Source organism: Zavarzinella formosa DSM 19928 (assembly GCF_000255705.1).
Lineage (GTDB): Bacteria > Planctomycetota > Planctomycetia > Gemmatales > Gemmataceae > Zavarzinella > Zavarzinella formosa.
On sequence record NZ_JH636441.1, the window covers coordinates 956,378 to 971,202 of the forward strand.

Genomic DNA, 14,825 nt, shown 5'->3' on the forward strand with positions numbered 1-14,825 from the left:
CGCCGCTAAAACAGGGACAGCTGCCACGGCAAATATCAAGGCACCCGTCAAGAAGAGGGGATTCTTTTTCATGATGTTTCTCCGGTTGGTGATTACTTGGCGACCGGGGTTTTGTGATACGTCAGCTTGATGTCCGGCCGGGGCTGGCCGTTCAACTGACGCTTCGTGGATGACCATTCAAAGGTCTTTTCATCCACGAATTTCCATGCGGGAGCCGAAGAAGATTCGGACCCGTCCGCCGTCACCCCGACAGCATCCACATTCCAACTGTTTCCATCGCGGGTCCAGTCGGCTTCCCCGCGACCGCCAAGCGAATCGAACACCCATGAATGAAGTTGGTCGGCCACCGGATCGTAACCGATCATCATGGTGGTGCCGAGAATCTCCGTGTCCTTGAACTTGACGGTCTGCTCGACCATGATGTACGCCCGGTTCTTCGTCCATTTGGCGCTCAGGGTTTGGATTTGGTCCCCTTCTTTGCTGCTCCAATCGCCGATCAGCCATTCCAATGGCTTCAGTTGCTCATTAGAAAGGGCATACTCGGAAAAGGGTTCGTCGGGGGGCAGATCCCGCACCCGGCTGAACTGCCACTTTTTGGTGTCGGCATTCAAAACCATCACCGCCTCGAACGTGTTGGTTTCCGTGCCTTCGGCCGAGGTCAGTTCGGCCGTGCCAAGCAACAGAGCCACTGACCCGCCAACGATTTTGACGTTCTTGACCGCGACAGACAATTTGTTGCCGCCATTCGGCTTGCATACCGCTTTCAGGCTTTCAGAAATAGCGGCTCGATTTTGAACCTTGCCGTCTTCATCAAACAGTTCGGCGTCTTCAGTCCAAAGACCCAGAACAGTTTGAAGATCGCCTTTATTGAAGGCTTCGCCGTAAGTTTTCAATGCTTCCCGCACGGGAAGGTCTTGCTGAGCTTTGGGAGCAGAAGAATCTTGCAGGGGCCGCAGGGTTGTTTGAGTGAGGGCGTATCCCCCGCTGAACAACACACCCGCGATCACCGCAAAAATCGCCAGACGACGCAACATGATGTAACTCCGGGAGAAGAGATAACCCGGCCTATTAATAGATCGGTCATCCGCCGGGATCACGATGCAAATGATGAAATGTGGAACAACTGAAAAACAATCTTAAAAGTAATCACAAACCCCTTGACTTGCCTTCAATTCTGATCGAGTTTTTCGTGTCGGGACGGTCGTGTGGAAAATTCACATTCCACCGCCTGCAAGGTTTCAGGGAGATTTCGCCGGGCTTTTCCAACATGGCAATCATCCGGGTGTCGGGTACACTGGCAGTTTGAGGTAGACCAGCCGGAGAAGCCGCCGCCATGTCCACGCCGATGATGCAGCAATACCACGAGGCCAAATCGCGGTATCCCGGCATGCTTCTGCTTTTCCGTATGGGGGATTTTTTCGAGACGTTCGAGGAGGATGCGGAACTCATCTCCAAAGTCCTTGGCCTCACCCTCACCAGCCGGGACAACAACATTCCGATGGCGGGAGTTCCCGCGAAATCCGTCGATATTTACCTCCGGAAACTCTTACAAGCCGGGCATCGCGTGGCGGTGTGCGATCAGGTGGAAGATGCCGCCCTCGCCAAGGGACTGGTCAAACGGGATATCACCCGCGTCATCACACCCGGCACGGTGACCGAAGACGAAATGCTGGAGCCGGGCCGGCCCAACCTGCTGGTCGCATTGGTCCCCGGAAAAAACTGTTTCGGCGTCGCTTGGGTGGAGGCCACCACCGGTGAATTCTTCGCCACGGACATTCCCGTCAACCGGCTTCCCGATGAACTCACCCGTCTGAACCCGGCCGAGTGCCTGTGGCCGGATGGCTCCCTCGGCAGTGTTCCCGAAAGCATCTCGGCTTTGCTGGGTCGCACCCTCACCGGCCGGCCCGATTGGAACTTTGACCCCGACACGGCGAAGGGCATTCTCTTCAAGCACTTGCAAGTCATCACCGCCGGGGGCTTCGGCTTCCGGGATGAACAACCCGCCCTTGTCGCCGCCGGAGCGTTGGTCATCTACCTTCAAGAAACATTGAAGGCGTCTCTCGCCCACGTGCGGCAACTCAAGCCATACCACGCCGACCGATTGCTGGCCCTTGATGAAGTCACCCGGCGAAGCCTGGAATTGACACGCACTTTGCGGGACAACCAACGGGATGGCAGTCTGCTCGGCGTAATGGATCGCACGGTCACCGCAATGGGAGCGCGCACCCTGCACGATGCGATTCTCTCGCCGCTCGGGGAGATTCCCGCGATCAATGCCCGGCTTGATGCCGTTGAGGAATTGCTGACAGACAACCATACCCGACAATCCTTGCGGGATTTGCTCGGGGCCATCCCGGACATGCAACGACTCACCACACGAGTCAGCACCGGCCGGGCCTCCCCAAAGGATCTCGTTGGCGTCGGCCGGGCATTGCGGATGCTCCCGGCCATCAAGGCGAAGGTCACCAGTCGCAAGGCGAAACTCCTCAACGAACTCGAACAACGATTGGAACTCTGCCCTGACTTGCGTGAACTGCTGGATTCCTCACTGGCTGATGATCCGCCTTATAACCCCAAAGATGGCGGGGTGATCCGCGAGGGTTTTCATGCCGATCTTGATGAACTTCGCCGACTCTCCCGCGAAGGAAAAGACTGGCTGGCGAAGTATCAGGCCGACGAAGTGTTGCGGACGAACATTCCGAGTTTGAAGGTCGGCTACAACCAAGTTCACGGCTATTACATCGAAGTCACGCACGCCCATGTCGGCAAGATTCCGGCCGACTACCAACGGCGGCAGACCCTTAAAAATGCCGAACGATACATCACGCCGCAATTGAAGGAATACGAGGAAAAGGTTCTAACTGCCCAAGACCGCGCCCTCGGGTTGGAGGTCGAACTCTTCGCCCGCATCCGCGAACAGGTGGCCGCCCAAACACATCGCATTTTGAACACGGCCGAAGTGCTGGCGATGCTCGACTTTTTGTGTTCGCTGGCGGAACTCGCTTCTTCCCGTCGCTATGTTCGGCCGCAGCTTGTCACGGAACCAATCCTCGAAATCCGCGAAGGTCGGCATCCGGTTCTCGATCAAACGCTTCCCGCCGGGACGTTTGTTCCCAACGATGTTTTATTGGGACCGGACACCGGCCGATTCTGGCTCATCACCGGGCCAAACATGGCGGGAAAATCCGTCCTCATCAAGCAAACCGCGTTGATCGCTCTGCTCGCCCACCTCGGCAGTTTTGTCCCCGCGCAATCGGCCAAGGTGGGGCTGGCGGATCGTATCTTCACTCGCGTTGGCGCCAGCGACGAACTCTCACGCGGTCTCAGCACCTTCATGGTGGAGATGACAGAGGCCGCGAACATTCTGAATAATGCGACCCCCCGCAGCGTGGTGATCCTCGACGAACTCGGCCGGGGAACCAGCACCTATGACGGCGTCTCGCTGGCGTGGGCCATCACGGAAAATCTGCACGACACGGTCGGCTGCCGGTCGATGTTCGCCACGCATTACCACGAACTCGCCCAACTGGCCGAATCGCTGGATTGCCTGCGAAATCATCACGTGCAAGTGCGGGAACTGGACAACGACGTGGTCTTCCTGCACAAGATCGCCCCCGGCAGCGCCCGACGAAGTTATGGCGTCCACGTTGCCAAACTGGCCGGCATCCCCGAGGGGGTGTTGAAACGGGCCAACGAAGTGCTGACCGTGCTGGAAACCCGCCATCAACTTCCGGAAACTCGCCGGATTATCGTCGGCCCCCCGGAGAAACCCCGGAAGAAAAAACTGAAGCCGGATGCCGGGCCGTCACTGTTTGGAATGGAAGAAGGATGAGTCGCAGGTTTCTTGTGTCGCGTGCCGGACACAGGCTCCCGACTGGCTACCAGCACAAGTCCGAAGGCCTCACAAAAGCCTTCTAAATTCTCATTAATTATTTCTAACAGATGATGTTAATAGAGACTCAAACAACTTTCATTAATTTTCACATATCAGATTTTGAATTGGCTCACAAAATGCACTGGTCAAGCCTCGGATTGAGCAATCAAAATTTGTCTCATGACAAATGCCTGTTCTGACGATTCCAAACCGCAAAGAACTATTTCTGGCTATGATCGGACAACACCAATCGCATTGGGATTACAAATCCGTCACGAGTGCCCTAATGGTGGTTTCATGCGTTTGACCGGCTGGATATAGTTGGTATTGACAGACCCGAAGAGCCTCCCCTCATCTTCTTTGGGTAACGTCGGCTTCTCCCGAGGCACGTTGATGCTCTCCCGGAAATCCCTTCGCACCCGTCGTCTCTGTTTTGAAACTCTAGAAGCCCGCGACCAACCAAGCGTTGGCTCGGCGGTGCATTTAAATCTCCAAGCCCAAGCCTCCACAAGCGGCCCGGACGGCGGACTGACTCCGGCCGAGATGCGCAAAGCCTACGGATTCGATCAACTCAAGGATGATGGAGCCGGCCAGACGATTGCCATCGTGGTGGCCTACGACGATCCGAACATTGCCTCCGATCTGGCGACATTCGACCAAGCCTTTGGCTTGGCGGCTCCCCCATCGTTCAACAAGGCCGATGTGCCGGGAACTACCGTCGATGCCGGGTGGTCCGGGGAAACAGCCTTGGATGTGGAGTGGGCGCATGCCGTCGCTCCCAAAGCAAACATTCTGCTGGTCGAAGCCCAATCGGCCTCGACGAATGATCTCATCGCCGCCGTGGACTATGCGAGACAACAGGCCGGTGTTTCCGTCGTCTCCATGAGTTGGGGCGGGAGCGAGTTCGCCAACGAGGCCGCCCAAGAGGATTTGTTCACCACACCGGCCGGACACACGCCGGTGTCTTTCGTGGCGGCGGCCGGCGACGACGGAGCGGCCGACGGTGCCGAATGGCCGGCCTCTTCGCCGAATGTTCTGGCGGTGGGCGGAACCAAGCTGACTTTGGATTCATCCGGCAATTATTCAACAGAAACAGGGTGGTCTGGCAGCGGTGGCGGCTACAGCGAGTATCTGGCTGATCCCCGTTCGACATCCTCACCCGTCGGGCGAGGCGTGCCGGATGTCGCCTATGATGCCGACCCGAACAGCGGATTCGCCGTTTACGACAGCGTCGCCGATTCCACCGGGCGCGCCGGTTGGATGGTGGTCGGCGGAACCAGCGCCGGTTCGCCGCAATGGGCCGGGTTGCTTGCATTGGTCAATCAACAACGGGCCGATAATGGCCTCGCGGCGATTAGCAATGTCACCGACGCGATTTACAAACTCCCCTCAACAGACTTCCACGACATTACCACCGGGTATAACGGCTACTCGGCCGGGCCCGGTTACGATCACGTCACCGGTTTGGGTTCGCCGATCGCAAACCTTCTGGTGAACGATCTGGCCAACGGAACCACTGGAACGACCACCACTACGCCGGTTTCCGTGACGCCACCGGTGACCACCACTCCCACCGATCCGGTGACAACGACACCGACGCCACCAGTGACAACCGATCCGACTCCGCCGGTGTCCACCACGCCTACGCCATCTCCGGTAAGTTCCCAGCCGGTGTGGTACATCTGGTGGGATGCCTATGGCAATCTGCATATCTCGGCAGGTCCGTCCGGCTTTGGAGGAGGCCACACCGGCCGATATTGGTGGTAATTTGACCTGGCCGGGGAATCACTTGCTTTTCAAATCGAAATCAAGAGTGTTTTTCCCGGTCGTGATCGGATGAACCAAAGTGCTGGCTGAGTTGTATTTGGCCGGGATGGCTTCTGTCACCTCGGTCCGGTCTTTGCCGGGACTGGACGCATCGGGAACCCGCTTTCCGGTTTCCTTCGGGTAATTGATGCTGACTTTGTTCTTCCCGATGCCCGGCCCCTTGTCGGCTGAAATCTGATATTTGCCATTCTTGATGACGCCCCCGGCGGTCGCCCCGAGAGTCCCTTCGACGGGCGTAAAGGTGATGCTTCCCTCGGGAACCGGCACGCCATCGAGCATGACCACACCGCTCACCTCGGCCGTCGGCGGCCCCTCCTTGCCGCAACCCGAAAACGCAAACCCCGCGAAGACGGCCATCAGCAAGACGCGCATCCGACCGGATCGACATGATCGCATGAACAACTCCAAAAATGAATGATTCAACCAGACCGGTCGCGCTCCCGGCCGGGCAATGACGAAGCACATCAATGCTGCCTGCTTAAATGTCGCCCAAGACTTCGCCGCCGGAAATGGTCGCCAGCGCTTGCCAAGTGGCGATCAGAATTGTGTTTTTCACAAACCGCACAGAACCGTCACCCAAGCCGACGTTCACCCCGCCGGTGTGCATGCTCCGGGAGGCGGCCGTGTCTGTTGTCGAGCCATTGCCATCGCTGCACGGCCGATTATTGTTTGGCAGGCTGACGCAATACCCCGGATATAGGAAATCGTTCGCCGTGGTGTTCGGAGAACTAGCCGCGAAAATGAAACCATAGCCGGGTTGATCGCCCCATGTGTGGCCGCGAAAATCATTCGATGCCCCCATCGAGCGGACATACTCCCCGAAGATCATCGTGTTGCTCAGGCCATCCGTGATGTCCGAGTAACGGGCGCCATAGTTGACGCCCAAGGCCGTTTTGTTGGCGCTGGCGGGGGACAGGATCGTGGAAAGATTACTTCCCGGAAAGAAGGCCAGATAGTTTGAAAGCGAATAGGTTCCGCCGCCGGAAATCGTCATGGTGGTCATGCCATTGTCGCTGGGGCATACGAGGGTTGACACCACGACCGAGGTGGGGGCGCCCGCCGGGAGCGAGTTATTGTTGGCATACCACATGATCCCGCCGAGGGTGAAATCGAATTTCTTGTAAAGATTATCCTGTTCCAAAAACGGATACAGATAAACCCGGTAGCTTTGTCGCGGGTTGGCATACAACGACCCGCCCGGCCACTGGGCGCCCTGCGGCAATGATCCATAAGTGTCGTGATGGTTTTGAAGGGCGAGGCCAATCTGTTTCAGATTGTTCGAGCATTTCATGCGGTTGGCCGCTTCGCGGATCTTTTGAACCGCCGGCAGCAACAACCCGATGAGAATGGCGATGATGGCGATCACCACCAACAGTTCAATCAATGTAAAGGCGCGACGGCGCAAGACAGACTGATACATGTGTCACCCCATCAGCACAAATAAGGAAATATAAAAATCAACAAATAAAGAGGGCTAATCCGGTTGTGGAAAGACGTTCCACCGGGGGCTTCGTGAAGAGGTGAAATAAATGTAATCGACGAGAAATAGGATGTCAATCATAAAAGCACGATGTTACGAACATCGTGCTTTTGCCATTCGCCACTCTGGTGATTTCCCTGTGGTGATCCGAAGAAAGAGGACGGGCTGTTCCGTTCCCGGTGTCAGCCCGCCCATGCACAATCGAAGCCGGTCTTCGTTGTTTCAACTCACGAGCTTTTCCAGTCAGGGAACGACAACGGGACCGGACACGGTGGTTGGCCCCCATCCCCAAGGGAAAATACCCATGATTAACAACACAACCAAAATCACCACCAGCAGCGACAGCAATCCCGAAGGGCGATATCCCCAACCGCGTGAATGCGGATAGGCCGGAAGACTGCCAAGAAGAAGCACAATCAACACAATTAATAGGATGGTTCCCATGATGAATTCTCCAGAAGGCACTTGGATCAAACGAGACGTTGACCACTAATCAAGGTGCAATCTGGATGCCGGAATCCGGCGGGAATTGATTTTCAACCAAAATGATTGGTGATTACCGAAATGGAGCGAATGACATTGATCGTCCGATCATTGCGTCATTGATCGAGCGTTTCCCGAATCTTTCGGGCCAGATCTTCCGGAGAAAACGGCTTTTGGAGGAAGTTCAACATGTTCGACTTCACGCCGTGCCTGACCACCTCATCCTCGGTGTGCCCGCTCATGTACAACACTCGGATGTCGGGCCTCTCAACGATCAACCGTTCGGCCAGATCTCTTCCGCCCATGCCGGGCATGACCACATCGGTCGCCAGCAGGTTGATCGATCCGGGGTGTTCCGCGGCGACTTTGAGAGCTTCCTCGCCGTTTCTCGCCGACAAGACCAAGTATCCCGCGTCTTGGAGTTGTTTCCGGGCCATTTCCCGAACCGCTTTTTCATCCTCCACCAAGAGAACGGTTTCATTTCCCAAAGACACGGAACGGATCTCCGGTTGTTTCTTCACGGTCGAGGCCGCCTGACCGGCCCACGGCAAATGAATCCGGATGGTGGTGCCCCGGCCGGATTCACTGTCCACGAAGATGCGTCCATCGCTTTGGGTGACAATGCCGTGAACAACCGCCAACCCCAATCCCGTTCCCTTTCCGACTTCCTTGGTGGTGAAAAACGGTTCAAACAACCGGGCCTGGACCTCTTCGGACATTCCCGTGCCGTTGTCCGACACGGAAAGGATGACGTAACGTCCGGCGGGATGGGACGAATCCCTGATTTCGTTTTCGACAAAACCCGTCTCGATGGTCACCGTCCCACCCCGCGGACTGGCATCGCGGGCATTGACCACAAGGTTCATAAGCACTTGTTCGAGTTGCACCGAGTCAGCCCGAACCGTGGCGGGTTCGTCGCTCAGACGGGTGATCAATCGGATGTCTTCGCTGATGCCCCGACGCAGAATCCGTTGCGTGTCCCGGATGATCATGTTCAGATCCAAGACTTTTGGCGCAATCACCTGCTTTCGGCCAAACGCGAGCAACTGCCGGGTAAGGCCGGCGGAACGTTCCCCGGCCAGTCGGATTTCCCCCACGATTTCCCGAGTCGGATCTTCGGCGGCCAGTGATTGCAAGAGCAAATCGCTGTAGCCGTTGATGATGGTCAGCAAGTTGTTGAAATCATGGGCGATGCCGCCGGCCAGCCGGCCGACAGCCTCCATTTTTTGGGCCTGTCGCAATTGTTCTTCAAGATGAATGCGGTCAGTCACGTCTTGGGCCAGGCAGAAAATACCCCCGAATTGTCCATCCCCGGTCATCAGAGCGGTATTGTGCCATTCGCAGGTGATCGTCCGGCCGTCGCGGGTCAAATTCTCATTCAGGACATGACCGGGCATGTCGCCGGCCGCCACCCGGTTGAGGGCCGCCTCCACCTCGGCTCGCGTTGACGGCGGAACCAATCGATCAAAGGCCGATCCCATTTGCAGGGCCTCGGCCTTGTCGTACCCGAAAATGCGTTGCGCGGCGGGATTCCAGTCGATAATGCGAAAGTCCGGGGCCAGCAGGACATACGCCAGGGGCATCCGCTCAATGTGAAGTTGCAATCTCGCCAGCAACTTGTCCCGCTCAATGGCCGCTTTCCGCCGTTCGGTGAAGTCCTGCATCGCCCCGATCATCCGGGTCGGCCGGTCGTCATCATCCCGGAGCACATAGCCACGGGAGCCGACATGGGCAAACGAACCATCCCGGCGACGGAACCGATATTCGGTCGCGTAATTTTGCCCGCCCGCCAAGGCCCGGTTGAGTTCAGCCAAGACTCGGGGACGGTCATCCGGATGCAAATGATCGGCCCACCATCCGATTTCAAAAGTCTTGTCTTCCGGGTCAAAGCCGGACAGCGGTTGAAGGCCTTCCCCCCACCAAATATGGTCGGTTCGCATGTCCCAATCCCACACCGCATCCCCGGTTGCCTTGGCCAGCAAGCGAAAGCGTTCCTCTCGTTCCGCCAGATCCTTCTCCACCCGGCGTATCCGCAAAAGAGCTTTGACTTGGGCGAGCAGGATTGCCGGTTCCACGGGCTTGGTGAGGTAAACGTCGGCCCCTCCCTCCAACCCGGCGATCCGATCCTCATCCTCCACCGCCTGTCCGGATAACATCAACACTGGCGTGGTGGACGTGGCCGGGTCGGCCTTCAACTGACGGCACACTTCGTTGCCATTTTGATCGGGGAGGATCACATCCAGAACAATCAGATCAGTGCGATGCCCGGCCAGTTGGATTGCTTCACGGGCGGTTCCGGCCTCCTCCACCAAATAATTTTGAAGTCGCAAGAGAAAGGAAAGAGAGGTTCGGGCATCGTCATTGTCATCGACAACAAGAACGAGTGGCTTTGATTCCGGAGGCATCGATTTCATGGGGCTGCTTTCTCCGTCGCAAGAGAAATCAATTCGGTTTGGGGAAATACTTTCTCCCACGATCGGGGATACCCGCGAAACTTACTTTGGCCCGAATGACATGGTATTCGTTATTGCGGATGGGCGGTGTCGGAAGAATCTGAAAATGTTTGGTTCAATTGGATATTCAACCATATTTTTCGAGCGCCAGTGGATTTGAGGATGAGTATACCTCGCAAACCACCAAGTTCCGAGAAAGAAAATTAGTCTTTTCCCGTCAGGGAGCAGGCACTTGCGACAAGCACAGATTCTTCACAAAAACTAAAATATAAAAGAAAAATAATTAAAATAAATTCTTTTTAATTCGAATCAGTTGAATGATGCGTTGATGTTCTCGATCATCCAAAAAACGCTGGTGCAGCTTTAAGATGAAGGCCGGTGCGGAGTTTGCCTCTCCAATCATCGGGACGCGATCATTACTCTGGAGTCACCCATGTCTCGGCCGCTTGAAGAGCAAATCATCGTAATCACCGGTGCCTCTTCCGACATTGGCCGGGCCACTGCCCATTTGCTGGGCAGGCCGGGGCGCCACTTTGGTCTGTTGGAAAGGATGGCGGTCTTCTTGTTGCCGAGCGGCGAGAAGCTACTGGCGAGTCATTCGCTCACAGCCAGACGATACCGATTTTTGACTCCAGGCGGCGGGACTTTAAGGTTGGATTCAGACCATGCGCCACAATAAACGTTCTTCCCAGCGTGACAATTCCTTGCCCGGAACCTTTGTGCCTTTTGAGGGTCGGGATTTTCTTCCGAGATATGGTGCGGTTGCTCCGGTTCGGTGGCACTACCGAAAACTACGGTTTTGCAAGCCGTACTACCCCGCGCGGGGAAGGTAACAAAAATGTGTTCGGCTATGAGAATTATGGGTGTTTTAGGAAATGGTCGCTACAGGATTTGAACCCGTGACCCGCTCCGTGTAAAGAAGCCGCTCTACCACTGAGCTAAGCGACCGGCAAATTATCCAAACCCGGCATCCACAGTCTACAGAGCACGCAGGTCACGGAGGAGGTTCGCGACGTATTTCACGGCATTGAGTTGCCGGCGTGCTTGTTTCAGGCAGGCCGGGCTGTCGGAAGTGTCCAAAATCTGGCCGACTTGCTCCAGCATTGTGTCCCGGCGGGTGGTGAGTTGTTTTTCCATCGCCTCGGCGGCGGGGGTTTCCGGTTTCAAGGCTCCGATCTCCATCCGGAGGTCGAGCATCTCGTCCAAGAAATCGGCGGGTATGTCCCTCGCTTCACTGGCTGTTGGCCCGCCGGCGAGGGAGAGCAAGTATTCGGATCGCTTGAAGGGATCACGCAGCGTTTGATAGGCCTCGTTGAGGGCGGCCGACAGTTCCACACTGGCCGATTGCTCGGCCGTGCTGGCCAGTTGATGGCGGTCAGGGTGGAGTTCCCGCGAACGGGCCAGATACGCCCGCTCAAGAGTGGCGGCGTCAACGGAAAAACGCCTCGGAAGGCCGAGGCGGGCGAAATGATCCATCAGAACAAGTTCCAAGTTCCAAGTTCCAAGTTCCAAGTTATTCCAATTGCCCGAAATGGGTTTTCAACTTGGAACATGAAACATGGAACTTGGAATTCCTCTCACTTACATCGAGTACGAGCTGCCGCAACCGCACTGCTTTTTGGCGTTCGGGTTGATGAGGCGGAAGCCGCGGGCGTTCAGATCAGAGTGGAAGTCCACCGTCGTCCCGGCGATGTACAGGGCACTCTTCTTGTCAACGACGACCTTGACGCCGTGCTGTTCGCTGATGAGGTCGGTCTTTTCGTTGTAGTTCACGTCGAGGTCGAGCTTGTCCTTGAAGCCGCTGCAACCGCCCCCTTGGACGCTGACCCGCAGGTAGAACTCTTCGGCCACGCCGGCCGCCTTTTGTTCAGCGACGTGACGGGCGACTTCTTCGGCCGCCTTTTCCGTCAGGCTGATCGGGAAGACCGGGGCCGACGGGATGCTCTTCACGGTCAGTTCGGTTTGTTCCATCACTCCAGCGGACATGTTTTCGTCTCCGGTTAATTGGTCAGGGTAATGATCAGTGCGTTCCTGGTTTCAATCCACCCCGTGTACTTTACGGGACAACATCAAGTTTGAGAATCGCCAACCGGGAACTTGAAACAACATCTCACGGTTTGAGGCTCAGCCCACGGCAACAGGTTCACGCTTTTCGGCGTTCGTGTTTTGCTGCTTGTCTTGGAAGTTCTTGATGGCCGCCTTGATGGCATCTTCGGCCAGCACGGAGCAGTGAACCTTCACCGGCGGCAAGGCCAGTTCTTCAACGATCTGCGTGTTGCGAATCGCCAGAGCGTCCTCAATGCTCTTGCCCTTGAGCCACTCGGTGGCCAAGCTGCTGGAGGCAATCGCGCTACCACATCCGAACGTCTTGAACTTCGCGTCTTCGATCATCCCGGTGGCGGGATTCACAAGAATCTGAAGTTTCAGCACGTCCCCGCACTCGGGGGCGCCGACGAGGCCGGTTCCCACGTTCAGGTCCGACTGGGTGAAGCTGCCGACGTTGCGAGGGTTATTGTAATGTTCGAGGATCTTGTCGCTGTATGGCATGGGTATCTCCTTCTAAAAGCTGTGAGCTATGAGCGATGAGCCGTGAGCTAAACAGCTTTCTTCCTTCTCAAAGTTTAACGAAACAACTCAATGATGTCTTGCTTGTTGGCTTTGAGCCGTGATCCAAACCAAGCAAGTTCACCTTCTTCGTTTGAGTCACGGCTCAAAGCCCTCTCAGTGCCCTGACCACTCGATCGACTTCAAGTCGATGCCCTCTTGGGCCATTTCATACAACGGGGACATTTCCCGGAGGCGATTCACTTCCCGCACGACGAGGTCGATCACGTAATCGACTTCTTCTTCGGTGTTAAACCGGCCGATGCCGAAGCGGATTGAACTGTGAGCCAATTCATCACCGACGCCCAAGGCCCGGAGGACATAACTCGGCTCCAGACTCGCGCTGGTGCAGGCCGACCCGGAGGAGACGGCCACATCCTTGATGCCCATCATCAACCCCTCGCCCTCGACATACGCGAAACTAATGTTCGCGTTGCCCGGCAGGCGTTCGTCGGGGTGGCCGTTGATGTAGGATTCCGGCAGTTGACTCATGATCCCCTTGCGGAGCTTTTCCCGCAAGCGGTAGGTCTTCTTGGATTCCTCGGCCATTTCCCGGTAACAGATGTCGGCCGCTTCGCCCAATCCGACGATCAGAGGGACCGGAAGCGTGCCGGAACGCATGCCGCGTTCGTGGCCGCCGCCGTCGATCTGGGGATCGAGCCGGACGCGGGGGTCTTTCTTCCGCACATAGAGGGCGCCGATGCCTTTGGGGCCATACATCTTGTGGCCGCTCATGCTGAGAAGGTCAATGCCCATTTCATCAACGTTGATCGGAATCTTGCCAACCGCCTGCACGGCATCCGTGTGGAAGAGGATGCCCTTTTCCTTGCACAGTTTGCCGATGGCTTTAATCGGCTGGAGCGATCCGATCTCGTTGTTGGCGGCCATGATGGAGACGAGAATCGTCTTGTCCGTCAACGCCTCGCGGATCTGCTCGGCCGAGACCTGGCCGAACTTGTCCACCGGCAGATAGGTGACTTGGAAGCCGTCTTTTTCCAGACGCTTGCAGGTGTCGAGCGTGGCCTTGTGCTCGGTAACTTGGGTAATGATGTGATTACCCTTCTTCTTGTACATCTGGGCTACGCCCTTGAGGGCGAGGTTGATCGCCTCCGTGGCCCCGGAGGTGAAGATGATTTCGGAGGGGCCGGAGCCGATCAGGTTGCCGATCTGCTTGCGGGCTTCGCCAACGGCCTCGTCTGCCTCCCAGCCGAAGGGATGGTTTCGGCTGGCGGCGTTTCCGAATTTTTCGGTGAAAAACGGGATCATTGCATCCACCACTCGCGGATCGGTGCGGGTCGTGGAGTTGTTGTCCATATAAATCGGCAATTTCAGCATGGCAAACCGGCTCCGTAACGGTTCTCGATCAAACCGTCGTTTCTTCGAGTGTCTTCTTGTGGTTCAATTGGTTCAGCACCGGCAGCACGGGCTGGAAGGTCGTGGTCCGGGAGATGATCGGCTCCAGCAGTTCACTCAGTTTCACGCTGCGGAGAGCTTCGGTCACCCGGCGGTTAATTTCAATCATCGGACCGCGAATCGGGCACATGTTCATCACGGAACACTCTTCCGATTCCGTGGGGTGATGCGTCGAGCAGCTGGTGAGGGCGAGGCCGTCTTCCATCGCTTCCAAAATCTCGGCAAGGTTCACCTCGCCGGCCGGTCGGCGTAATTCATAGCCGCCGTTGACTCCGCGATGGCTGACGAGGAAGCCCTTCTGGCAAAGTTCCTTCAGAATGTTCGCCAGAAACGCTTTGCTAAGGCTGAAGCGATCCGCAATTTCGCGGGCACTCCCCCCTGTCGGATGTTCGTGGAGGTGCGCTAGGATCAACAAAGCGTAGTCCGTCTTTTTGCTCAACAGGGTGGACATCGCCCGTACCTCCGCAAAGACGGATGAAATAGTGCATCCAGCTAATGCACTTTATATGAAACAATACCAAACTCGGACAGTACTCTTTCAGAGAGTGTGCCGAATTAACGCAACTTACTGTACGAAAAGCCACTAAATTTTGGATGATTGTGCGGTGGTCTATGTAAGAACAGTGGTCATTCGGCCGAATAAATTTCACAAGCCCGCCGGTGAACCCGTTAATTTTTTAGTTGTCCGTCG

12 protein-coding genes and 1 tRNA gene are annotated in these 14,825 nt (G+C 56.4%); 2 read left to right on the forward strand and 11 right to left on the reverse strand.

Features of this window, described 5'->3' with window-relative positions; translation table 11 throughout:
* Positions 1-92: 92 nt before the first annotated feature.
* Positions 93-1,034, reverse strand: coding sequence for a YybH family protein (locus tag BGIM_RS0120630; protein WP_020471631.1), 942 nt, complete (start codon positions 1,032-1,034; stop codon positions 93-95).
* Positions 1,035-1,333: 299 nt separating this feature from the next.
* Between BGIM_RS0120630 and mutS the strand changes: the two genes are divergently transcribed.
* Both mutS and BGIM_RS51530 read left to right on the forward strand, forming a co-directional pair.
* Positions 1,334-3,832, forward strand: a complete 2,499-nt coding sequence (gene mutS / locus BGIM_RS0120635) for a DNA mismatch repair protein MutS (protein ID WP_020471632.1) — start codon at positions 1,334-1,336, stop codon at positions 3,830-3,832.
* 435 nt (positions 3,833-4,267) lie between these two features.
* Positions 4,268-5,641 carry a S53 family peptidase gene (locus BGIM_RS51530; protein ID WP_052639905.1) on the forward strand — a complete coding sequence of 458 codons (1,374 nt, stop codon included), beginning with the start codon at positions 4,268-4,270 and terminating at the stop codon, positions 5,639-5,641.
* Between the two features lie 18 nt (positions 5,642-5,659).
* Here BGIM_RS51530 and BGIM_RS51535 read toward each other — a convergent pair whose 3' ends face one another.
* The 10 genes from BGIM_RS51535 to BGIM_RS0120700 form a co-directional block, all read right to left on the reverse strand.
* The gene (locus BGIM_RS51535; protein ID WP_157369279.1) at positions 5,660-6,097 is read right to left on the reverse strand and encodes a hypothetical protein; all 438 of its coding nucleotides are present in this window, start codon (positions 6,095-6,097) and stop codon (positions 5,660-5,662) included.
* An 82-nt stretch (positions 6,098-6,179) separates the two neighbouring features.
* Positions 6,180-7,121: a DUF1559 domain-containing protein gene (locus BGIM_RS0120650; RefSeq protein ID WP_020471634.1), complete on the reverse strand. Its 942-nt coding sequence runs from the start codon at positions 7,119-7,121 to the stop codon at positions 6,180-6,182.
* A gap of 303 nt (positions 7,122-7,424) precedes the next feature.
* The gene (locus tag BGIM_RS51540; RefSeq protein ID WP_020471635.1) at positions 7,425-7,625 is read right to left on the reverse strand and encodes a DUF3309 family protein; all 201 of its coding nucleotides are present in this window, start codon (positions 7,623-7,625) and stop codon (positions 7,425-7,427) included.
* Positions 7,626-7,780: 155 nt separating this feature from the next.
* Positions 7,781-10,078 carry a response regulator gene (locus BGIM_RS57930; protein ID WP_020471636.1) on the reverse strand — a complete coding sequence of 766 codons (2,298 nt, stop codon included), beginning with the start codon at positions 10,076-10,078 and terminating at the stop codon, positions 7,781-7,783.
* A 915-nt stretch (positions 10,079-10,993) separates the two neighbouring features.
* Positions 10,994-11,065 (reverse strand) — tRNA-Val (locus tag BGIM_RS0120675).
* Positions 11,066-11,095: 30 nt separating this feature from the next.
* Positions 11,096-11,608, reverse strand: coding sequence for a Fe-S protein assembly co-chaperone HscB (gene hscB / locus BGIM_RS57935; protein WP_157369280.1), 513 nt, complete (start codon positions 11,606-11,608; stop codon positions 11,096-11,098).
* 90 nt (positions 11,609-11,698) lie between these two features.
* Complete coding sequence (locus BGIM_RS0120685; RefSeq protein ID WP_020471641.1) at positions 11,699-12,103, reverse strand: HesB/IscA family protein; 405 nt, start codon at positions 12,101-12,103, stop codon at positions 11,699-11,701.
* A gap of 138 nt (positions 12,104-12,241) precedes the next feature.
* Positions 12,242-12,664: a Fe-S cluster assembly scaffold IscU gene (iscU, locus tag BGIM_RS0120690; protein WP_020471642.1), complete on the reverse strand. Its 423-nt coding sequence runs from the start codon at positions 12,662-12,664 to the stop codon at positions 12,242-12,244.
* A 174-nt stretch (positions 12,665-12,838) separates the two neighbouring features.
* Entirely contained in the window at positions 12,839-14,056 is a 1,218-nt protein-coding gene (locus BGIM_RS0120695) for an IscS subfamily cysteine desulfurase (RefSeq protein WP_020471643.1), read from the reverse strand.
* Positions 14,057-14,084: 28 nt separating this feature from the next.
* A complete protein-coding gene (locus tag BGIM_RS0120700) occupies positions 14,085-14,585 on the reverse strand; it encodes an RrF2 family transcriptional regulator (protein WP_020471644.1) in 501 nt (166 codons plus the stop codon).
* Positions 14,586-14,825 lie beyond the last annotated feature (240 nt).